Annotated in this window: 24 protein-coding genes; 3 read left to right on the top strand and 21 right to left on the bottom strand. The window is 52.4% G+C overall.

Translation table 11 applies throughout. The features are described 5' to 3' along the window. Positions 1–413: 413 nt before the first annotated feature. The 3 genes from FHW16_RS26670 to repC all read left to right on the top strand — a co-directional run bounded on the left by FHW16_RS26670 (position 414) and on the right by repC (position 2,395). Positions 414–782 (top strand): hypothetical protein, encoded by a 369-nt coding sequence (locus FHW16_RS26670; RefSeq protein ID WP_182552309.1) that lies wholly within the window; start codon positions 414–416, stop codon positions 780–782. Positions 783–960: 178 nt separating this feature from the next. Continuing rightward, positions 961–1,137, top strand: a complete 177-nt coding sequence (locus FHW16_RS26665; protein ID WP_182552308.1) for a hypothetical protein — start codon at positions 961–963, stop codon at positions 1,135–1,137. Between the two features lie 202 nt (positions 1,138–1,339). Further along, a complete protein-coding gene (gene repC, locus FHW16_RS26660) occupies positions 1,340–2,395 on the top strand; it encodes a plasmid replication protein RepC (protein WP_182552307.1) in 1,056 nt (351 codons plus the stop codon). 179 nt (positions 2,396–2,574) lie between these two features. On the opposite strand, the gene FHW16_RS26655 is transcribed toward repC, so the two are convergent. From FHW16_RS26655 to FHW16_RS26555, 21 genes are all read right to left on the bottom strand, one after another. Then, positions 2,575–4,068 (bottom strand): hypothetical protein, encoded by a 1,494-nt coding sequence (locus tag FHW16_RS26655; RefSeq protein WP_182552306.1) that lies wholly within the window; start codon positions 4,066–4,068, stop codon positions 2,575–2,577. A 13-nt stretch (positions 4,069–4,081) separates the two neighbouring features. After that, positions 4,082–4,621, bottom strand: a complete 540-nt coding sequence (locus tag FHW16_RS26650) for a hypothetical protein (RefSeq protein WP_182552305.1) — start codon at positions 4,619–4,621, stop codon at positions 4,082–4,084. Then, positions 4,621–4,956 carry a hypothetical protein gene (locus FHW16_RS26645; protein ID WP_182552304.1) on the bottom strand — a complete coding sequence of 112 codons (336 nt, stop codon included), beginning with the start codon at positions 4,954–4,956 and terminating at the stop codon, positions 4,621–4,623. The genes FHW16_RS26650 and FHW16_RS26645 overlap by 1 nt, the downstream gene beginning before the upstream one ends. After that, the gene (locus FHW16_RS26640; RefSeq protein ID WP_182552303.1) at positions 4,956–5,492 is read right to left on the bottom strand and encodes a WGR domain-containing protein; all 537 of its coding nucleotides are present in this window, start codon (positions 5,490–5,492) and stop codon (positions 4,956–4,958) included. The genes FHW16_RS26645 and FHW16_RS26640 overlap by 1 nt, the downstream gene beginning before the upstream one ends. Before the next feature lie 76 nt (positions 5,493–5,568). Next, complete coding sequence (locus FHW16_RS26635) at positions 5,569–6,660, bottom strand: DNA primase (protein ID WP_182552302.1); 1,092 nt, start codon at positions 6,658–6,660, stop codon at positions 5,569–5,571. Next, positions 6,661–8,022 (bottom strand): DnaB-like helicase C-terminal domain-containing protein, encoded by a 1,362-nt coding sequence (locus FHW16_RS26630; RefSeq protein WP_182552301.1) that lies wholly within the window; start codon positions 8,020–8,022, stop codon positions 6,661–6,663. It lies immediately after the preceding gene. After that, a complete protein-coding gene (locus FHW16_RS26625; protein WP_182552300.1) occupies positions 8,023–8,355 on the bottom strand; it encodes a hypothetical protein in 333 nt (110 codons plus the stop codon). A gap of 60 nt (positions 8,356–8,415) precedes the next feature. After that, positions 8,416–9,099 carry a hypothetical protein gene (locus FHW16_RS26620; RefSeq protein ID WP_182552299.1) on the bottom strand — a complete coding sequence of 228 codons (684 nt, stop codon included), beginning with the start codon at positions 9,097–9,099 and terminating at the stop codon, positions 8,416–8,418. 16 nt (positions 9,100–9,115) lie between these two features. Further along, complete coding sequence (locus FHW16_RS26615) at positions 9,116–9,949, bottom strand: PhoH family protein (protein WP_182552298.1); 834 nt, start codon at positions 9,947–9,949, stop codon at positions 9,116–9,118. A 90-nt stretch (positions 9,950–10,039) separates the two neighbouring features. Beyond that, the gene (locus FHW16_RS26610) at positions 10,040–10,369 is read right to left on the bottom strand and encodes a hypothetical protein (RefSeq protein WP_182552297.1); all 330 of its coding nucleotides are present in this window, start codon (positions 10,367–10,369) and stop codon (positions 10,040–10,042) included. 24 nt (positions 10,370–10,393) lie between these two features. Beyond that, complete coding sequence (locus tag FHW16_RS26605) at positions 10,394–10,879, bottom strand: hypothetical protein (protein ID WP_182552296.1); 486 nt, start codon at positions 10,877–10,879, stop codon at positions 10,394–10,396. Beyond that, entirely contained in the window at positions 10,866–13,766 is a 2,901-nt protein-coding gene (locus tag FHW16_RS26600; RefSeq protein ID WP_182552295.1) for a tail fiber domain-containing protein, read from the bottom strand. The genes FHW16_RS26605 and FHW16_RS26600 overlap by 14 nt, the downstream gene beginning before the upstream one ends. Next, on the bottom strand, positions 13,766–14,116 hold the full coding sequence (locus tag FHW16_RS26595) for a hypothetical protein (protein WP_182552294.1): 351 nt from the start codon (positions 14,114–14,116) through the stop codon (positions 13,766–13,768). The genes FHW16_RS26600 and FHW16_RS26595 overlap by 1 nt, the downstream gene beginning before the upstream one ends. 49 nt (positions 14,117–14,165) lie before the next feature. Further along, positions 14,166–16,025 carry a hypothetical protein gene (locus FHW16_RS26590; protein WP_182552293.1) on the bottom strand — a complete coding sequence of 620 codons (1,860 nt, stop codon included), beginning with the start codon at positions 16,023–16,025 and terminating at the stop codon, positions 14,166–14,168. 325 nt (positions 16,026–16,350) lie between these two features. Continuing rightward, complete coding sequence (locus tag FHW16_RS26585; protein WP_182552292.1) at positions 16,351–16,731, bottom strand: hypothetical protein; 381 nt, start codon at positions 16,729–16,731, stop codon at positions 16,351–16,353. Further along, the gene (locus tag FHW16_RS26580) at positions 16,728–16,991 is read right to left on the bottom strand and encodes a hypothetical protein (RefSeq protein WP_182552291.1); all 264 of its coding nucleotides are present in this window, start codon (positions 16,989–16,991) and stop codon (positions 16,728–16,730) included. Before FHW16_RS26580 ends, FHW16_RS26585 begins: the two co-directional genes overlap by 4 nt. Further along, positions 16,988–17,452: a hypothetical protein gene (locus FHW16_RS26575; protein WP_182552290.1), complete on the bottom strand. Its 465-nt coding sequence runs from the start codon at positions 17,450–17,452 to the stop codon at positions 16,988–16,990. Before FHW16_RS26575 ends, FHW16_RS26580 begins: the two co-directional genes overlap by 4 nt. Positions 17,453–17,475: 23 nt before the next feature. After that, on the bottom strand, positions 17,476–17,991 hold the full coding sequence (locus tag FHW16_RS26570; RefSeq protein WP_182552289.1) for a TIGR02594 family protein: 516 nt from the start codon (positions 17,989–17,991) through the stop codon (positions 17,476–17,478). A gap of 12 nt (positions 17,992–18,003) precedes the next feature. Then, positions 18,004–18,339: a hypothetical protein gene (locus FHW16_RS26565; protein WP_182552288.1), complete on the bottom strand. Its 336-nt coding sequence runs from the start codon at positions 18,337–18,339 to the stop codon at positions 18,004–18,006. Positions 18,340–18,367: 28 nt separating this feature from the next. Beyond that, a complete protein-coding gene (locus tag FHW16_RS26560) occupies positions 18,368–18,802 on the bottom strand; it encodes a hypothetical protein (RefSeq protein WP_182552287.1) in 435 nt (144 codons plus the stop codon). Further along, a complete protein-coding gene (locus tag FHW16_RS26555; protein WP_182552286.1) occupies positions 18,792–19,289 on the bottom strand; it encodes a hypothetical protein in 498 nt (165 codons plus the stop codon). The genes FHW16_RS26560 and FHW16_RS26555 overlap by 11 nt, the downstream gene beginning before the upstream one ends. Between the last annotated feature and the right edge of the window lie 455 nt (positions 19,290–19,744).

Raw genomic sequence — 19,744 nt, 5'->3', positions numbered from 1 at the left:
TTCAAAATAACGACTATAAGGATTCAAGTGGGGAAAATTAAAATGCTGAGATCGCTCTTAGTTGTGGGGTTTGTGCTTCTATCTTTATCGGCTCAAGCCTCAACCGGCTTGCTATCATGCGTGGTAGAGAAGGCCCCAACTGGCTCAAATGAGCAGTTGGGCGCTAGGTATGTCATTGGTGTCGATAAATACTTTCCATACCTGACTTGGATTTCAGAGTCTGGCGTTGCGATCACACAGCAATGTAGCAGATCCGACAATCTCATTACGTGTTTTTCGCCCGTGCTCGGTCGCAACAACGTTTTCGATACCAAAACGGATACGTTTATCTGGGCGACGGATGCAAAAGAAGCGTTCGCGAGGCTTCGTTGCAAACCCCTAGATATCAGCAAGAATTGAAGGGTGAATGATGAATGCTTAGAGCTCTGCTTTGTGTTGGATTTGCTCTTACCGTATCCGGAGCTCAAGCGGCTGAGCCAGCAGGTCTCGTGATTTGCCGTGTTGTTTCCAACCAGATGAGAGAGCTGTCCTTTAAAGTGGGCCAACGCTTCCTGTTGACCTACAGATTTGATAATGGCGCAATAACTTGGATATTTCCCGATGGCGGTGGGCGAGAGATTCCTTGCAAGGCAAATGGCGACTATTTGACCTGCCCCTGGTATGACGGTTACTCGGCGGTCTTCAATCGCAAGAACCTGACTTTTAGTTTTCCAAATACGATTGGCCCATCAACTTCAGAAAGCAGTTGCCGATCGCTTGATATAAACGCTCTTCCTGAATAGCTCCTATCGAAGCTGTGAAATCCGCTCGTTCCATAATATATCTTATGCCGCATTTTCTCGTGAATCGCGGAAGTCTGTTCGTGGTTAATAAACCCCTATTGCAACAGGTAGCAGAATCGGCGCTACTTGTTACGTGACAGCAAGCGAGTCGGACATGAGTGGATCAGAAACGCAGAGAATGGCTATTTTTCGTCGGCAGAAGCGCCAGGAGGGTTTCCGCGAGGCGACCATCTGGTTATCGCCGGAAGACGAGCAGGCCATTCAGAAGGTAGCTGAAAAGTTGGGCGTAACCACCCGCGCGGATGCAATCCGTATGACGATGCGCAAAGTCGCTGATGAGGAATTGAAAATGTAACCTGACAAAGCAAAAGCCCCGAAGGCTGGAACCTTCGAGGCTTTGAAATAGAAAGTGGCGAACCACCCGAACAATAAGGTTCTCCCACTTTTCCGAATCACTGTCAACACTGATTTCCGGTGATCGGCGAAGCTTTGTCTTAGCGAGGAGCGGGACTTTGAGAACCGAGGGACATTCGGGCTGGCGCCGTATAGCGCCGGCAATGGACAGCTATGTGCCGGAAGATGCCGGCACCAAGAAGGATCTATTCGAGAGCGCGCATCTGGCAGCAATTGCCCTGGGACTGCGCCCATCCGCCAGGTCCATTCTATCACAGCTCGTCGGGTTCTTTCGCGAGCCTATCAACGGTCTTTACCTGGTCTGGCCTTCCAACGAGTTCCTATCCGATCGAACGGGACTCTCCGACCGCGCTATCCGATATGCGATTGGGGAGTTGATCCGGGCCGGTGTGATCCTTGCGCGCGATAGTGCCAACGGAAAGCGATTTGCTGTGCGCTCCAAGCAGGGTCAGATTCTCGATGCTTATGGCTTCAATCTCTCCCCTCTCTTGGCGCGGAAAGATGAACTGCAGGCGCGCACGGATGCTATCCGCGAGTTCCAGCGGGCTCGCATGGCCTTGTTTGATCAGATTACGATCTGCAGGAGAGCTGCTCAGGAAGCGCTGTATGCTCTCAGTGCATTGGAGATGAGTATCGACACGAGCGACCTGCAAGCCGAGTATGAGCGCCTAGTAGCGCTTTCGCCGCGTAGAACGTCGTCGCAGCCCGTAGAGCCTGTGCTTTCTCTGTGGCAAAGTCTGAAAACTACCCTTGAAGATAGATATAATGCCGCCTGTGGCGGCAAAAACAGCCGTCTCATTGAGAACAACAAAGATTCTCCTGACCAGTCTTGTAACAAACGGCAAAGAGATAATGAAAGCGAAATCAACTTGCCTGATTTGTGCGCTGCATGCCCGGACGCCTTTGGATACGTTGAATCTGTGGGCAACGATAGAGAACTTCTATCGGCTGCCGCGGGCTTGCGAGGTGCAATTGGGATTCACCGGAGCGCTTGGGACGAAGCTATGGAGAAAATTGGCCCATTGCGAGCGTCGGCCGCGTTCTTCGTCGTGCTTGAAATTTATTCCGCGGATCAGTCTGGTGAAATGAAAATCAAGAATCCGGGCGGATACTTCCGAAATTATGTGCGGATGATTGAAAGCGGGCAGATAGATCTGGCCGAAGTCATCAGATACATGCGCCGCAAGAAAGCTCATTGATGAAAAAAAAAAGGGCCGCTTGTAAGGGGAGGAGAAGCGGCCCTTGGACACAGAGAGGTGTAACTTTACCCAAGTCACCAGGGATTCAAGTTCTGCATTCTATTATAGCAAGCAAAAGAGGGACTGCAGATTTATTTGACGCTATTTGGCGAACCGCACGCGACGTTTGTCTATTATCGTCAAGCCGCCACCTTTTCGACTTCGCCGTCTTTGTCGTCACGGAAGCATTTGAATACTGGATGACGAAGGGATCCATCGGGCGTGACCTCATGAAACTTGACCTCAATGAGACGGCCAAGAAGCTTCCAGCCGCCGCTGATGGCAATTGTCATGTCGCCTGCGAGCGCAGCCGCTTGATCTTCCATGTAAAGCTTCCAAATTTCTTCGCGCTCTGCGTCGGTGAAACCACCGCCGACATCCACTTTAACCCCGGATCTATTAACCGACAGACCTCCCAGACAATGCTCGTATTTCGTATCGGGCTCGCCCGGATAAGCGCCGATAATTTTAAGATCCTCTGTCTCCTCACCTTTAAGTTTCATCCAGGTGTAAGACTTGCGCTTCTCATACTGGGCGTCCGTATGCTTGACGATCATCCCTTCAAGGGTTTTCGGTCGGCCGGTCGCATTATCCATCGTCAGGGGAACGAGTTCCGCCTCACGTTCTGCGTTGCCTCGCGCCAAATAGGACGCAAGCGAGCGATTGGAGAACTTATCGTAGAACTCCTGAACCTGAGCATCGTTATTCAGAAAGTAACGCGGAAGGATTTGGATCGCATCAATACCAGCTTCGCGAGCTGTGCGATGAAACTCCTCAACCATCTTGCGCCGAACATTCCACTCGGGACCAGAATTGCCGATTGCGTCGAAGTCTGCGCCGGACAGTAGATCGAACAGATGAATTTCAGCTCCCTCGGCCTGTTCCGACTTGCGACGAACGGATCCAGTAGTATTGAAGAGACCAGTCATGACTTCTCCGTCGAGCATGAAATTCAAATCTTCACGCGCATTTCTGGCAAGATCTCCAGGCCGCGTGCTGAGCGTAAAGCGGAGAGCTTCATTGTTGCTCGTGGCGAGCACCTTTAACGCAGTTTGGATGACAGGCTCGACCAGAAAGTCGAGAGCGGGAAAGCGCTTGCCGGATCGTGAAAAGAAACCACCATGACCTTCTCGGGCCCGGAACGTCACTCGCATTCCATCGAGCTTTGGTTCACCAACAACGGGCCACTTCTTGACCTTCTTTTCCTCATAAGGATGCGCACGTTGAACGGCAAAGACCGGTATCAGGCCGGGGATGACTGAATTGATCGTCGTGGTGGAAATGCCAGCCTTAAGATCCTTCGACAAGATCCAGTAGAACATCTTTGCGCCGGCCTCATCGAGATACTCCATGATCTCGGCAATCTCGCGCTGCGCAGCATGGCCCGTCAATTCACGCGAGGCGAGCTTATTGAGGATGCGCTCCACGATACTTGGTTTAAACGACATTTTGCCGAATACATCAGGGTTCGGGCAGGATACGCCGAACGTGATGAATGGATCATAGGCCCATTTAAGAACGAACTGTCCAATTTCGAGCTTAGCGAGCTCGCCAACCAGACGCTCTTTCTCGAGCCGCCCTGGTGTATTGGCAATCAAATTGATCAGTGTATATGCTTGGAATCCGTCATTCATTTTTAGACGCCTTTCACGCGTTGAGAGCCGCAGCCATGTCTCCGGACGAAGCTGCATCGATAAGATCGTCATTGGCTGGTTCGGAAGCCGGTGACGGTTTCAGGGTTGTTCTGCGACGGGTAACAGAGGTATCGCTGATAGCGCTTGGCGCATGCTGCATCTGTTTGCGGATGCGCTCGTTTGCCGTCTCAATCAGAGCGCGTTCTTTGGCCGGCACACCAAAGTTGTTCATCGTTCCATCGCGCACGATAATTGGGAGGACGCGCTCAAGAAGATCGTCGCGCAGGCGAACAGTCTTCGGCTCGGTCGAGGCGTAGGGCTCTGGCGCATTCTTGTCGTGTTTGCCGTAAATCATTTTATCTACCAGCTTTGCCATCGGACATTTGCCGGCCGACATACATGCTTGGCAGCCCTTGCGAACCGGAGGCTTGAAGCCAGCCCAGACCCGATCGCGAAGTTGCATGCAGGCGGCGACCCTCGTTTCCACACCAAAGATCGGGCAGTTGAATTTGGCCTGGTTGGTGCGTTTGAATGTGAGAACTGAACCCGACATTAGAACCTCCCGTAATTTGGATTGGAGTTGCGATAGCGCTCTGAGCGCACGGTTTCCGCTGACGCAGTCTTTTTGCGTCTCGCGCGTCGAACGATGATGCGTATGTTTGCGTCGACCCGACCTGTCTCGTTCGCAATTGCTTCGAGAATGTCGAGGTCGTCGCGAGATTTCAGCAGGTTGGCCCTATTGTCGCGAAAGATGGCGTTGTTCTCGGCATGATCTATGCGCAGAAGCACCTTGAGTTCTTTTCGAAGAGACCGAACGGCCTCGAGGCAGGCTTCGTCGTGTCGCACACTCTCGGCGTGAAGGCGCATATCATCGGAAATGTCGCCCATCAGAATCTCCCGAAGTTCGGGTTCGCTGAGTATTTGGACTGCTTCTGACGCTCGATTTCGGCTTTGCGCTCTTCCTCGGCCGCTGCAATCTGCTCTGACGTGTAAGTCATGCCACGTGGCTGTTCCGGCAGGCGATTGAAGTCTTCATCCATCGTATTGACCGGCGCAGCTTTGCGACCAGTCACGTCAATTGCCGGATCGAGAAAATTGACAACATCGCCAGGAAGCTTGGCCCACACCATGCGCCCGAAGGCAGTCATGTTGGAATCCTTGTCAGCGGCGAATGTTTCGCTCTGGCTGACGACTGCATAACCTTTGCGCTCACGCTCATCCATTGCTTTGCCGAATGCTCTTTCTGCGTTTGCACGATCGGCGAACTTCTCAAATCTATATTGACCCTCGGATTTGACCTTGCCCCAACGTCTAATCAATATTGATTGACCTTTTGCATTCATCGCGAGGATGAAATGATAGCTTTTTGTGCCGCCCATGTGGTCGAGCGATACTCGCTTAAGATCGATAGGATATACCGACATTCTGTTTCTCTCTGTGTTCTGTGTTGTTTCGTTTATAGCAAGTTCTGAATAGGAAAGTAAGTCAATAATGATTGATTTATGACTTTACCGGGTAGGGACTTCGAAGGCGCCATTTGATATCGAGCGCTGGCGACCAGTTGACTGCCTCAAAGTATGCGCGTCGCACCACTTCCGGCAGCACTTCATTCGGATCCTTGCCAAGTGGTAGCAGTGCGATGCGCGCCTGGAGACCGATACCGGAGACCAGCTTTGCAGCATTCAACGCCGACATTAGGGCTTTGTGCTCGCCGTCCCACATTATGGTCAACCGCTTAAGTCCCCTCGCCTTTAGCTTAACGAGCGCACCGAGTTGATCATTGCCGTCGAGTGTTCCGTAGGACAGGTTTTTGCCGAAGGACCCAATCGGCACGACATGACGAAGCGCATTGTCATCATCAAACGCCATCTTCATGGCAACAACGTCGAAAGCACCCTCGCCCATAGCGGCTTCACTTGTAGCAAGAACGTTTTGTCCATTGAACAGGTAGCGGCCGGTGCCTGGAAGTGTGGCGGGAAAGAGATACTTCTTCTCGCTATCCGTCGTGATTGCACGACCTTGAAACGTGACGAGATCTCCTTCTATGTCATAGACTGGAATGATCACGCGGTTGTCAAACCGCTGCATTACTTTCTCGCCGTCTTCGTTCACATATTGCCAAAAGCCGTATTCGCAGAAGCGCAGGTGAAAATATTTCCCCATTGAAGCGTCGATACCGCGCTGCTCAAGATATTGAAGGTTCTCTCCTTCGTCGGTAGGTAGTGCAAAGGAATATGGAAGCTTAACGGTCGGCGTATCAATAACCGCCGCCGTGATCGTGCGCCGCGGTCGATAACCCATGTCTTTGAGCATATCCTTGCAGGCTTTGAACGTTGCACCCCATTCCTTGTCACCGTGACCCAGATGCTCATGGATGAAAGAAAGCTTGGTGTATGTCTTGTTGCACACAAAGCAGTTTCCCACGCCTGAATCGGCATTGAGATAGACACGCCAGCGGGAGTCGCCGCACGCAGGACAATGCTTGGCGTTGATCTGCATGCCAGAGCGCCCTCTCGCCTTTTTGTATGGCAGGCTTTCGACCTCGAAGAGATATTCGAGGTCAAATTCCTTGATGATATCTTTGGTTTCCATCTACTCTTTCCCGAGAAAGCTCTTGATGAACCGAAGCTGCTCGCGATCCTGGCGGAAACGCAACGTAAAGCCGTCTTCCGAGTTACGGGCGGCAGCAAAGAAGAGGCGCGTCTCATTGGACTTGCGTTCTTCTTCCGACGCATTGATTGAAATCACCACATCTGCTGTCCGGATCTTGTTGAAATCTTCCGCAACGTCTGTGGCTTTCGCTGTTGAGGCTTTGGCGCCTTCGCGGTTCGTTTGCGTAGCGGTGAGCATCGCAGCATCAAATTCAAAGGCGATCGCACGTAGGTCGATATAGATTGCGCGCATATTGTCGATCAGATTGTCCGAGCGATATTCAGCGGCCATGATGTCCGCGTAATCAACCGTGATCAGATCAATCAGGATTCCATCGGCGCGCAGCTGGTCGATGATCCGGTGCAACTGACTTGGTTTCAGCGCACCAGAAGCGAAGTTGCGCATCAAAAGCTTGCCGGCCCTCGCCTGCGCCGCTTTAATCTTACGCTTAACGGTCTCGTAGTCGTCCTTCAAAAGCCGCATAGCGGTCTCTGAGAGCGCGGCATCGAGACGATCCGAGATAATCTCGCAAGACACTTCGCAGGATGCGTAGAAACAGTTGTGGCCGGCCAGAGAAGCGTTCTTGGAGAACTCACCGAGGCCGAGCGTCTTACCGGATTTGGCGGCGCCCATGAGCAACGACATTTCCTGCCGACCCCATCCGCCATGATAAAGATGGGCATCGAGCTCGGACACGCCGGTCGTTATACCTCGCCGGAGGATGCGGCCATGTTTGAAGTCATCGCGCAGCTTGGTTCTGCTCTCGATCTCTTCAAAATAATCGTAGTCTTGGCCATCAGCTTGGGCACCAACCGAGTGTGCTTTCTTTTGCAGCGCCTCGATCGCTTTAAAGTCACCCTTCTCCAGAAGGGGAATGCTATCGACCATTGCCTGTTCGATTGCGCGATGACGCGCAAAATCGACTACCTTGTTGGTAACGAACAAGGGGTTCGACAGATCAGCCTTCAGCGAGAACTTGATGATCTCCTTCACGCCCTCGACCAGATCCGAACGGATCTTCTTAGCTCTGATCGCATCGCGAATGATTGTTGGCAGAATCGAGAGATCCGGAACCGCCTTGTAATCCTTCACGTGATTATGAACGATGCTGACGACCGTGCCGATCGCGTCTTCCGTGAAATACTCCGGTTTGATCAGGTCTTTTGTGCGTTGCGCAAACTTCGTGTCGCGGATCGTGAGTGCCGCGACCTTGCGCTGGAAAGCATTGTCGAAGTCGAACTTCGTCGCCTCGGTTTCCGTCGTCTCTGTGGCTGGCGCTTCTAGCTCCTCGACTTCCGACACTTACTTAACCTCAGAAAAGTAAATAATAATTGATTTACTATATACACGAATAGAATTATCGACCGGAGAGCCAGTCATCAAATCCACCAATGGAAGTGATAGCTTGATGAAGTATTGATCGGCAGCAAGTAGCGTGCCCTTCACATACTTTTCGACACCTGACAGGATTATCGCAACGCTGATTTCTTTACCAACGAGGCGATCCAGATCATCCTGATGGGACCAGCGCTTCTCTTTGCTCTTGCCAGGAAACCCGAGCTTCTGACGCACAGGACGTGCAGCCTGCTTGTCTCGAAGGTCGAAAACCTGTTGTTTGTTGAATTGTTCGCGCATATCAAAATCCTTCGCTTATCGTGCGTCTGTGTTCAATTATAGCGTTTGCTCGTAGGAGTGTTACTGGAGATAGCGATTGACGCGCTCGACCATGAAATCGTCATAGCGGTTCTCAATCTTCTCCAAGGGCAGCAAGTCGTCATTGACAAAACGCGCCAGAAACTCAGGCGGATTGGAACGCAGTCCCGCCTGCTTCATTAGCCACTCGTGATAATCGTCCTGATGGCCGATTCCGCGATAATTTTGCATTATGTAAGCTGGCTCGTCCGACAGATAGAGACGCGTTGACTGCATCTCCTCCCAACGCTTTTGAATCTTCTCGACGTCGAGTTCGCCAAATAGATGTTCCGGCTGTGGAAGGTGGCGCTGATTCCAGTATCGCATCCGGAACTTCAGTGCGAGGTCGATGTAGAGATGATAGGGCATCCCAAGTGCGTCAGCGACCTGGCGGCCACGCCAAAATCCGATGAACCATCGCTTGTATTTGCGCAAGCCTTGGGCAAGACCGTCAAACACCTTTTCGACAGTGAGTGGTTTGACATATTGAGCGGCTCTGCTGTCCAGATTTTCGGCGAAATGGCGCTTGTAGATTTCCCCGTAAACGTCGATGTAACGGCGGGTTGCCGCGAGCGGGGTCAATTCACGATAGTCGAACCACTTGGATGCGAAGAGCTCCAGTTCGTGTTCAAGCAAAGGTTTACCGACGATGTGCCAAACCAGAATGTCGTCCTCTAGGGGCGACATTCTGGCGTCATGTGTATTACGTGTTAACTCCATAAGTCAGTGTCCGATGCAATCCGCTGTCTGTTTCATTACATACTGCGTTATAGCAATCGTTCTCAGGAGTGTCGTAAGCACGCGCAAATTTCTGGCACAATCCAGACCGGACGATATCGTCATGACCGAACTCGACAAGCGAAACCTCGGCGAAGCCCTTGGATCGGCGAACAGCATCTAAGAGACCGGACTTGCCAGCCGGAAGATCGCTCTGGCGCGGATCGCCGTTGATGATGAACTTGGAACTTTCGCCGATACGGGTCAGAAGCATCTTAAATTGCGGAATGGTCGCGTTCTGCATTTCATCGGCGATTAGCCAGGCATTCTTAATCGAAGCCCCACGTAGGTAGGCAAGCGGCCGAGCCTCGATCTTGCCATTCTTTAAATACATTTCAACGTGGGATGAGCCGAGAGCCTCCTCGAGAGCGTCACGCACTGGGCGAATATAGGGTTCGAACTTCTCCTCTAGTTCGCCAGGTAGAAAGCCCATTGTCTCCCCTGCCTCGACGGCTGGACGAGTAAGAACAATCTTTTCGATTTCTCCATCTCGTAGAGCCTGCGCTGCACGCACGACCGAGAACCAGGTCTTGCCTGTGCCGGCTGGTCCAATGCCGAATACAACATCGGAGGATTTCATTGCGGCATCATAAGCCCGCTGCTTGTCATTAAGCGGCTTGATTTCACCCTTGATGGCTTGAACCGGACGGCGACGCTGTTCAGACTCCTTTTTAACCAGCGTAAGAAAGTTGTCGTTGGAATAATCGCGTTTGCTCCGGCGATCTTGGCGAGCGACGGGTTTTCTCTTCTGGGATGTCATGGAAAGCTCCAAATGGGAGATGCAATTTACCCTCTCATGATAGTCGATCAATGTTGATTGATCTACAATAAATAAGTCAGTGTTGATTGATTAATTACTTGACTCAAGATTTTGCTCGACCGTTGATTGCATGTCAGTCGCAGTCGACCCAAGCGCATCGCGCGCCTTTTGGACGTCTTCTGCAGTCGCCTCGACGTTGCCAATCTCAAACTCAATTTGGTTCGCGTTGTCGATGGCGCGTTGCCAAGCTTCTAGGGGCGCGTGCGCAAGTATGAAGCGGTCCAGTTCTTCTTGTGTCTTGAAATCACTATATTTGAATACGAGCGCGAGCGGATTGCATCGCGCGTCTTCTGGAATGTAGAGGACCGTGATCGTCTCATCCTGCTTGTTCTGATAGTCGCGACGGAATTTAAAGTTCATTATTTATCCAGTCTGGAGATTGTCTTAGCTGAAGGTGAGTGTGTGCTGTTCGCCATTTAACCAACCGTAAAAGCCTGGTAGAACGATCGACGTCCTATCATAGCTGTCATAAGTGGCACCATTTTTAGATCTTGCCACACCGTCGATGATCACATTAACGGAGTTTGCCCAAGCTACGTGATTTCCAACGAACACTATGACGATCTGACCAGCAACACTGTAACCCGCCTGCGTGATTGTCCTGCTTGGATCCGGCTGCTGGTTCATGCTGCCCATCTGGATGCCTTCGCTGGAATAACCATATCCACCTACGGTGTCCGTGCCGCAGGTGATGGTGGCAACCCGATAGACTGACTTGCCGAAGAAGCTATTCATTCCATAACCACCGGACGGAACTCCTGCGAGTGCACGCGTGGCACCATCTCCCATATGAAAGTAAGCGTTTCCTGCACGCCCTAGCTCACCGTTGATGATCCAGGCGTGCATTGCGCCGGAACTAGGCAGCGTCATTTTCGAGGCGCTCCACTTTTTCAGCCAATTCCTTGATAGCTTCGATCAAGACTGGCACCATCTTGTCGTAAGCGACCATCTTCCATTCCTCATTGTCATTGTCCTGATCCGGCATTGAACGACCTACGATCTCAGGAAGAACGGCTTCAACCTCGTCAGCCAGAACGCCGATATCTCGCTGTCCCGGTCGGCCGATCAATTTGGTTTTGTGATTCCAGGTGAAGCGAACACCGTTCAGTTTTCGAACGATTTCCAAAGCATTTTCAATATTACTGACATCGTCTTTCAGGCGCGGATCAGAGTATGCAATTACGTTTCCCGATGCTGTCATGTCGCCGCTCGGGGCGGAATACCAACGCCACGGCGCAGCGGACCAACCGCCGAGACCATAATATCCGTCAGCGCGCAGTCCTATTTTAATGCCGTATGCGCCGGTGCAAACAAAGGCCTGCATCGCAAGATTGGCGTCACCTGTGCCGCCATTGTTCTGAATTAGTAAAGAAGCGCCAGCATCGTTTTGCCCCATCCAGGCTGCCTTTGGATGTCCTGCGAGCGTATTATCTGCGCGAATTTGCCAGTTTGCCCAGCCAGCAACTCGGAGATTGAGATTGTTGTTAGTATCCGCGTAAATGACGGCACGATCTTCATTACCTGGACCTTGCAGCCACAGATGAGCATTTGCAGCCGCAGATAGGGCTCGTGCGTAAAAGCCATTCTTTGTATAGATCGGACCACCGTCAACATTTATGTCACCGTTGAAGTTGTGTCCGGTAAATCCGCCCTCTGCTGCCAAGTTAACGCGCGTGCCGTTATAGTAACCGATATATCCGGCGCGAGTCCCGTCAGGTTTATGGAAGGAAACGTAGCCAGGATTTGCATCTACCGCGCCGCACAGCTGGACGGAGCCGCCTGTTCCGACCTTTACGGACAGATTGCCGGTCATAGTGTCGCCGGCCTTATTCACGGCAACGTATCCCAATGCCTTTTGATAGATGGTATCAAAATAGTTCTTCAAAAGGTTCTTAGCGGACAGCCAAGTCCATTTTCGATCCTGACCGAACATCATTGTTGAGTCTGCAGGATCAATGACGGTTAGAGTTTGGAGCGCCGCAACTACGTTGGACTGCTTGGTTACATCCGCATTTACTTCGATCCCGCTAAGCTTGGTGAATTGCGCGGACGTCATAAATCCGGATGCCGAAGCGGTAGCGGCAGCGTGATCGTGGGTTGAAGCCGCAAAATCCGCAACAGCTTTCGTTGCCGCTGTGCCGAGACCAAGGTTCGTGCGAGCGACCGCAACATCGGCCAGATCCGAAAGATTGTTCGCCTTTTCCATCTTCAGCGCTAGGCTAGTGTTGATGGCACCAATGGCGGATCCACTCTCCTGCAGCTTTGCCGCAAGTTCATAAATTGTGTCCAGTTCGGCTGGAGCTGAGCCGATGAGCTTGCGCAGCTCCTGCTGAACGTAAGCGGTGTTCGCAATCTGTTTGCTGTCATTCGATACTGCGGCAGTCGGAACTGTTGGAGTATCTGTGAAAACTGGCGAAGCGAGCGGCGCTTTGGTAGCATTTACAGCTGCCTGCGCAGTCGAGATCGGCTTATCAGCATCGGACGTATTGTTGACGTTGGAGATGCTGAGAGCATCTCTTACCTGAGCTTTCGTCAACGCTTCTTGAGAGCCCGAGCCCGCTGATACTCGGCCCATAATAACGCCAGACGCCACGTCGGCCTGCTTTGCAAGCGTAACCGCCTTATTATCGATATCGCCCGTTGAAATACTCTCTTTGCCAGCTAGGCCACCTAGCGGCGGAAGCTGTTCTTTATCGAGCTTACCAGTGGCATCCAACCCAGCATATCCGCCAGGTTGGTTCTTTTCTGATTTTGCCTGTTTGTCAGCGACTTGAGTGGCACTGGCTGCGGCGTCGAGAGCGGATTGATGCGCTGAGGATTTCGAGGCTTCTGCTTCGCTCTTCGCCTGAAGTGCCGTCTGAGAGAATGCCTCGGCCTCTCCACGCGCAGTAACGGCACCATCTTTGGCACCCGCTGCGTCTGCGCGAGCGGCCAATGCACTATCTCGCGCACTTGTCGCCGTGGACGCCGCCTGTGAGGCAGTATTCTTGCTTTCTAGCGCACTCGCTTGGCTCTGAGCTGCCGCGGCTTTCGCATCGTTTGCGGAAGTAGCCGCTGTTTCAGCGGCAGTCTTGCTCGAACCGGCTGAAGCTGCGGAAGCTGAAGCGCTTTCGGAACTGGCCTTACTGTTGGTTTCGCTCGCTGCCGCAGCATTTTTCGCCGCAATTGCCGCGTCGCGTGCCGCATTAATATCGGTCACCGTTTGCACAGCTTGGTCGCGAGCTTGAACAGACTCGTTCCGGGCGGACACGCTATCTGATTTAGCCTGAACCGCTACATCGCGAGCAGTTTCGGATGCGGCAAGTGCGGCAACCGAGTCATCAGCAGCTTGATCAGCCAACGTGGCGGACCCAGAAGCTGCGGTCGCCGAAGCGGACGCGGCGTTCTTTGCTGAGATGGCCCCGGCTTCCGACGACACCGCGGTATCCTTTGATGCCTTGGCGGCTGCCGCAGATGCAGCCGCATCGGACTTTGCGCCTGATGCCGTCGTCGCGGACGCAGCAGAGTTCACTTCAGAGGTATGCGCCGCATCGCGGGATGCATTTGCCTCGTTGCGCAAAGCAACAAGCTCAGGCGTGATCGATCCGGTTGGACCAGGCGCACCGGACGGCTGAATGATGATTTCAGGTTGGTCTGGGCCATTACCGGTAATCTCGATCAAAGCGGCGTCAGTGTTGATCGTGATTTCGGCCATGTCCGGACCGTTGCCCTCAAGATCTAAGTCTTGAATGCCGAGGCTAACGCGAATTTCTTCCATTATGAAACGCCTCGAGTAATTGGAAGGATAACGGGAACCGCAAGCGAGAAGCCAAGATGCTGAATTCCGCCGTCAGTGCGCACCACGTCAATGTAAGCGGTGCGCTCGGGCCAGTTGACTGTCTTGTAGCCGGCGAGCACAAGATCAATCGTGTTTGTGTCTACGCGCTGCACACCGAGGTCAGCCGTCGTCATCGTCGCAAGAATATCCGTTGCCGTCGGATCTCGGCGCACTTGAGCAACGAATGTTGCCGTCGAGGGGAAACTGACACTCGAGCCTGCAAAGTTGATGCGGATGCTCCAATCGTAACCGGCTCGAATTGCTTTGGATTTGACCTTGCGAGTGCTCATAATATCTCCGAGAAATTGTGATTAATAGTAAATCAATAATGACTTACTATCAAGCACGCCATTTGCCGTTCTGAAGAGTTACCAGAGTGCGCTTTCCGTTGGGATATTGAATTACGTTGGTGACAGCCCAACCGGACGGGCCTTTGTTATAGCCCATTTGAAGGGCCATGACGCCGGCGACATATACGCCGTCAAGGATCTCAGGGGAATGCTTATCGCCGATGGTCATCTTAACACCGAGCTGCGCGTAGCCTGCAACCGATCCTCGAGCACCGTTGGCGCCGCGAAAACCATGATGACCGCATTCGATGCCGTTGACCTTGTGGGACTGGCCGTCATGCACCCAAGTTATGCCGTCCAGATCGGAACCGCCGAGATCACGCACAGCCCATTCGAGCAACGAGAAGGTGCGTGGCTTGCGGCCGCTGTCGAGATCAAGCGCCGCTTCCTCGCGCCAGGCAAGATAGGCATCCTCGAGTTTCATCCCGTAGCGGATATTGATACCGTCATTTCGGTAGCGCCCTTCGCGGACATATCGCTCTAAGGCCAGATCGTGATTGGATTCGACGACAACCACTTCTTCAACCAGATGCTTCAGGTAGGAAAGGAAATCAACAGTCTCGCCGACCTCTTCTTGGACGCTATCTCGACCACGCACTGCCATTTCAAATGAATAGGCGTTGTCGTGAACATGGTGATGATTGCGGCGCTCGTTATCGTGGATGTCATGCGCAAAGAGCTTCTTGGTGCGGATCGTTCCAAGGAGTGAGCCTGCAACCGGCGCATGGGTTTTAGGATTGAAACCGAAAGTGGCCTCGACATTCTTCGGATCGGCTTTGGTGATATGAATGTCGCCCGCCGTGATTGCATCAACAGGCCCTTCGCAAAGTTCGATATGGTCGCCATCGACAAAGAACTCCAGCTCATAGAACGAGCCGTCGTCATCCGCGTTAATCTGACGGCAAAACACATCACCGTCTTGGTCGAATTCGACTATCGTTGCGCCGAGCACTTGATGGAAGATCGACTTCACACCGGCCTTGCGCGGAATGATCTTCGGCTTGGTGACTGAACCGGTTGTCATGACCTGATGTGCTTGAACGGACGGATCTGTTGAAGGAATGGATTTGAGCTGAAGCATCGGATGCGGAAACACTGCCCAACGTCCTTGACTGTATGTCGTCAGATCCGAAATCGGTCGGCGCGCGGTCGGCAGCGTGTTCATTTCACCGCAGAAAACGAAGTTCTTGCCGATCTCCATTTGGCCGAAGCAGAGGAATTCCTCGAGTTCCGAAGCGTAGTTTCGCGAGGTTGGGTTGTTTTCACTCCACCATTGGGTCTCATAGGTCAAAGGACCGACAATGATGTCGGCGTCCATGAAATTTGCATAGGTGTTGAGTGACTTCCAGAATGGACTATCGATCTCAGCGTCGTTCTGGGCAGAAGTGAAGATAAACTTGCGTCCGCGCGGATCCTCGATGCCTTCAACGCGCAACGTATCTGTCAGCCACGTGCGCGGCGTGCCTTCCTTCTCGGCGGTGATGCCGTTTATTCTGTCATAGATGATCGAAACATAGCTTTCGACGACAATGGCTTCGGGATTGATGACTGGATAGCGTGATTTCTGCACCAGGGCAGAGACCTCACCACGCAGACGATCAGCGCGGATCTTTGCGTGCTCTTTCGGCGAAACGTAGTTGTCATTATCCGGTTTCTTTGCGCTAACGACGCGTGATACCAATTCCGGAACGGTCGCGTCACGCTTTTTCTGTCCGCGCAGAATTGCTGCCCTGTTCCGGACAGTCTGATAAGAGATTCCAAGTTCAAGAGCGACTTCAGTTAGGTTCGGGAAATTTACTGTATCATTGTAGGTTTCTACAAAGCGTTTTGTGTCAAATCCGGAAGTCATTTCCCTGCCTCGTTTCGTCATATGTGTTATTTAGTAGAATAGAAGAATAGTAATGAACGAAAGACGGCGTTACTCCGTCTTCGTCCTGATCTTCCGGCTTAATTCTGAGAGTTCTTTCCGGACCTGATCCTGATAAGCATTGCAGCGGTTCGTCCGGGCATTCTGGCGATCGAGAGCTTGACCCTCCAACTTTGCCGCAGTGAGTGCTTCCATTCCGATAACAAGCGGCGGGTGTTGCTCGGTCTTTCGGCAATCAGGCGGCATATCCAGAAGATTAAGGCCAGCATCAACGGTTCCTTGCGTGATAGCGGCTGCCTTCAGCTCCTTACTTGCTGTTCCGCAGCCACTTAATATCGTCAGCGTCGATAGGACAGCTACGGCCAGCGTCAGCGAGCTTCTTTTCATAGTCAGCTATTTCCTGTGCGTTTTGTGCTTGGTTCGCGTCAGCGAGCTCCTGAACGTGTTTCAGCACTGTTTCGAATTGACTTTGTGCGATCATCTGCAGGCCGATCTGTCTGCGCACAGCGTCAAGCTCTGCCTGCTTTGCGATAAGTGTCGTCTCAAGCACATAGCCCTGGAGGGCCTCTTTCTTTACCGCCGGATAGGCAAGCCAGGTATCGTAAAGACCGTAGCCGCAGAACATCAGCAAAAGGCCGGCGACGAAGGCAATTGGAATTAGGAATGGCTGAAGAAGCTTGGCAATCATTCCTTCGGCTCCACTTCGTCGGATTGCGAAGCATTCGTCATTGATGTGATGAAATCAGTCGCCCTACGGAAGTCGAAGTGCCCGACGCCCATATAGGCCGAGAAGCAGATGCCGATCAGACCGAATGCGGCAACGATCACACCTTCAGTCGCGCCCATATAGGTGCCAAAGAAAATCTCAGCCCAACACAGGATCACGTTAGCAATCAGCATCCGCTTGGTGAATGTCCGGGATGTCTTTGGAGGAAGACCTTGGCTCATTCGAGCGTCCGGAAGGTTGGGAACTTAGCATCGAGGCGTTTGCACAGATCCGCGAACTTCAGATTGACCATTTCGATCAACTCTTCGGTCTTGCCGCGGGAAACCAGCGATGCGCAGTCGGTGTAATTATCAAGTTCCATGATGCCGGTGATGTGTTGCGTCTTGCGCGGTGCAAATTCGCGCAAGGCTGATTGCAGCATCAAGGCAGCGCGTGTCGTGCCGACGATCACGCCGATGGCGAACAACTGAGAATGAAGCTCGGCCGGCAGATCGTCAAAACCTGGAACCTCGAGGTAATCGACCTCGAACAGTTCCATTGCCGTTTCCTCATCGACATTGTTGGCCTCAACTTTGACGCCATCGATCAAAGCCTGCGTCGCAGAAATGCCGTAGGCGATGAGCTTCTTGTTGACGCGGTATGCCTCGATCAACTCAGCGATGTGGTCTTTGACTTCGGACATGTAAATCAATCCTGATTGACTAATTAGGCTTCGTCGGTGCTAAGGCGTCCATCGGAACGCAGAACCGGCAGAACATATCGGCTTGCAACCGGAGCGATCGAAGGCCAGCGATAGCCGAGAATGCGATCCTTGCCGAAAGGCTTGATCGATACCATGTCGCCCTGATTGCCGCCCAGAACCATCAGATTGCCTGCCTGATCCTTGCCGACGACGAAGCCAACATGGCCGGACCAACCCGACTTCGATCCGCGCCAAAAGACGACGATGCAACCAACGGCCGGTTGACTCAGCGGTGTGCCGTATTCGAGCCAGTTGCGAGCCCCTGCTCCTTTGGGATAGGCGGGAAGGCCGGCCTCAACCAAAACACCGCCGACAAATGCGCCGCACCAGGCGGTCTCATCGTCGCGATAAGGCGCCTTCATCTTTTCCCACCACTCTAGGATTTTTGAATTGTGCTTGGGGCCTTTGATTTCGCGCTCGCCAATGTAGCGAGCTGCGATGTCGATCCACGTAGGACCAGAACTCTGGAATGCAGTCATAAAGGATTACTCCTATTCAATATTTGCGATGTCTCGCGGGGACTGGAATTGCTGTGCAGGCAACGTAAGAAGCGCCTTCTTGCGATCTTGGCCTTCGAGCACGATGGTTAGGCGAACGACTTGGTCTTTGAGCCCGTCAATCGAGCCCTTGAGCTCTTTCACGTCGCCACGAAAGCTGGCGACATCCTGTTCGGTCTTGGTGATCCTATTGTCCTGAACAGTCTCATGAACGATCTGGTCGCTGAGATAGGTATAGATCGGCTTGAAGACGCTGACGGCGGCGACGAGGGATAGGAAGAACGCAACCCTCGCCGGCGTAATCCTGAAGCCTTCAACTTGACCAGACATACTAGGCTCCTAGAAATAAAGTAAATCATTATTGACTTACATTATCCACAACCGCAGAACGATTTGCAAGTCCTAATACCTCGGACCAATCAACTTGAGCGGCCGTTTCGATTGCTTGGGGATCCGCAGCTTGACCAACCCGACTCTTGGCCGACAGACGCGCTTTTTCAATCAACGCCGAAATCTGTTGCCATTCATGAAACATCGTCACCACGAGCATTGACTGCTCCATCAACGATACTCCGGCAGCCTCGGCCTCAAAGGCGATATGCGGAACCTCAGCCGGCGAGATCAAGGTGTTGGCAAGATACGCTTCCGCCTCGAGCTTTTTCTGCTGATAAGCCATCGCCTGCCCGTCGCCAGGCGTGATGAACGTCAAGCGTAAAGCTTCGGCTTCCGTATCGATTGTTGCATTTGCGGATTTCCTTAGTTCGGGCAAATCCTTGGTAAGTTTAAGCAGCATCGGCGACCACCCTAATTGTTCGATCGAGATACGGAAATTTTTGAATGAGGATATCGTATTGAGCAGGCATGTCCGACGAGATCGTCAACGACGTTCCTTCAAGCATGTGAATCTTCCCATCAACGATCAGTGTTGCGCCTTCAGGTAGGTTCTCGACGACCTGCATGTCCACGCCATCGGCTTTGATGTGAATTATATCCGGGGCTTCGAAAATGGGCCGAGGGGTGATTGCACCGTCAAAGACATAATCGTGCGATAGGTCTATGATCACGTCACGTAGTCCAGGCGACTGAAAGATGGGCTCTCCCAGTTCATCAACCACCATTTCGCCGCTGATGGGATGTAACAACTGTTCAGGGGGTAGCGGAGTGCCCTTGATGTTGATGAATTTGATATTCTTGTTCGTCATTGCCTGAACGATCTCGTCAGGAACAGGGTCGAACATGATGTTGGTGATAAAACCTTCGTCAGTGTGCTGGACGATCATTTCGACTCCTTAATTTTCCAGATCCAAATCCAAAATTCTGTATCTTACCGGCCCTGACGGAACGGCATTTCTTTCGACAAACCAGCTGATCGGAAGTCTGTCACCACCCCACCCAATTAGCGGGTCCGGGTATCCAACAGTTGCCCACCAGCTTGTATTATTGGATCCGTTATAGTTGCCGATGGCGCCTATGTAGCAAAAGCTATTGGGAAAATAGTTGCCAACCTGGAGGTAAAACCACGGCGCCGTCGGAAAGGTTTTTCCGAAGAAAATCTCTGTCGTTCCTGACTGAGTGTTACTGCCGTTTCCGTTTGGAAGGTTAACGAGCCCTTCCAAGAAAAAATGCTGCACCGACCTCTCTGTCGTGAAGAGAAGATTATCCCATCCTGCCGTGTAAACGTCAGTTCCGGCTCGAGATACTCGAACGAGGTCAGGTCGCATCAAGAGACGATTGC

This window comes from Phyllobacterium myrsinacearum, from assembly GCF_014138285.1.
Lineage (GTDB): Bacteria > Pseudomonadota > Alphaproteobacteria > Rhizobiales > Rhizobiaceae > Phyllobacterium > Phyllobacterium myrsinacearum_A.
Note: the sequence above shows the minus strand (reverse complement) of the source record. Positions and strands in the feature narration are given on the sequence as shown.

What these genes read in the sequence shown, in the direction of transcription:
- FHW16_RS26640 (WP_182552303.1), bottom strand. Translation starts at nt 5,492, where the DNA reads ATGTCGGTATATCCTATCGATCTTAAGCGAGTATCGCTCGACCACATG.
- FHW16_RS26580 (WP_182552291.1), bottom strand. Translation starts at nt 16,991, where the DNA reads ATGAGCCAAGGTCTTCCTCCAAAGACATCCCGGACATTCACCAAGCGG.
- FHW16_RS26570 (WP_182552289.1), bottom strand. Translation starts at nt 17,991, where the DNA reads ATGACTGCATTCCAGAGTTCTGGTCCTACGTGGATCGACATCGCAGCT.
- FHW16_RS26600 (WP_182552295.1), bottom strand. Translation starts at nt 13,766, where the DNA reads ATGGAAGAAATTCGCGTTAGCCTCGGCATTCAAGACTTAGATCTTGAG.
- FHW16_RS26555 (WP_182552286.1), bottom strand. Translation starts at nt 19,289, where the DNA reads ATGATCGTCCAGCACACTGACGAAGGTTTTATCACCAACATCATGTTC.
- FHW16_RS26635 (WP_182552302.1), bottom strand. Translation starts at nt 6,660, where the DNA reads ATGGAAACCAAAGATATCATCAAGGAATTTGACCTCGAATATCTCTTC.
- FHW16_RS26615 (WP_182552298.1), bottom strand. Translation starts at nt 9,949, where the DNA reads ATGACATCCCAGAAGAGAAAACCCGTCGCTCGCCAAGATCGCCGGAGC.
- FHW16_RS26585 (WP_182552292.1), bottom strand. Translation starts at nt 16,731, where the DNA reads ATGATTGCCAAGCTTCTTCAGCCATTCCTAATTCCAATTGCCTTCGTC.
- FHW16_RS26575 (WP_182552290.1), bottom strand. Translation starts at nt 17,452, where the DNA reads ATGTCCGAAGTCAAAGACCACATCGCTGAGTTGATCGAGGCATACCGC.
- FHW16_RS26560 (WP_182552287.1), bottom strand. Translation starts at nt 18,802, where the DNA reads ATGCTGCTTAAACTTACCAAGGATTTGCCCGAACTAAGGAAATCCGCA.
- FHW16_RS26665 (WP_182552308.1), top strand. Translation starts at nt 961, where the DNA reads ATGGCTATTTTTCGTCGGCAGAAGCGCCAGGAGGGTTTCCGCGAGGCG.
- FHW16_RS26650 (WP_182552305.1), bottom strand. Translation starts at nt 4,621, where the DNA reads ATGTCGGGTTCAGTTCTCACATTCAAACGCACCAACCAGGCCAAATTC.
- repC (WP_182552307.1), top strand. Translation starts at nt 1,340, where the DNA reads ATGGACAGCTATGTGCCGGAAGATGCCGGCACCAAGAAGGATCTATTC.
- FHW16_RS26670 (WP_182552309.1), top strand. Translation starts at nt 414, where the DNA reads ATGCTTAGAGCTCTGCTTTGTGTTGGATTTGCTCTTACCGTATCCGGA.
- FHW16_RS26645 (WP_182552304.1), bottom strand. Translation starts at nt 4,956, where the DNA reads ATGGGCGACATTTCCGATGATATGCGCCTTCACGCCGAGAGTGTGCGA.
- FHW16_RS26625 (WP_182552300.1), bottom strand. Translation starts at nt 8,355, where the DNA reads ATGCGCGAACAATTCAACAAACAACAGGTTTTCGACCTTCGAGACAAG.
- FHW16_RS26605 (WP_182552296.1), bottom strand. Translation starts at nt 10,879, where the DNA reads ATGACGCTGCCTAGTTCCGGCGCAATGCACGCCTGGATCATCAACGGT.
- FHW16_RS26565 (WP_182552288.1), bottom strand. Translation starts at nt 18,339, where the DNA reads ATGTCTGGTCAAGTTGAAGGCTTCAGGATTACGCCGGCGAGGGTTGCG.
- FHW16_RS26620 (WP_182552299.1), bottom strand. Translation starts at nt 9,099, where the DNA reads ATGTCGCCCCTAGAGGACGACATTCTGGTTTGGCACATCGTCGGTAAA.
- FHW16_RS26610 (WP_182552297.1), bottom strand. Translation starts at nt 10,369, where the DNA reads ATGAACTTTAAATTCCGTCGCGACTATCAGAACAAGCAGGATGAGACG.
- FHW16_RS26655 (WP_182552306.1), bottom strand. Translation starts at nt 4,068, where the DNA reads ATGAATGACGGATTCCAAGCATATACACTGATCAATTTGATTGCCAAT.
- FHW16_RS26590 (WP_182552293.1), bottom strand. Translation starts at nt 16,025, where the DNA reads ATGACTTCCGGATTTGACACAAAACGCTTTGTAGAAACCTACAATGAT.
- FHW16_RS26595 (WP_182552294.1), bottom strand. Translation starts at nt 14,116, where the DNA reads ATGAGCACTCGCAAGGTCAAATCCAAAGCAATTCGAGCCGGTTACGAT.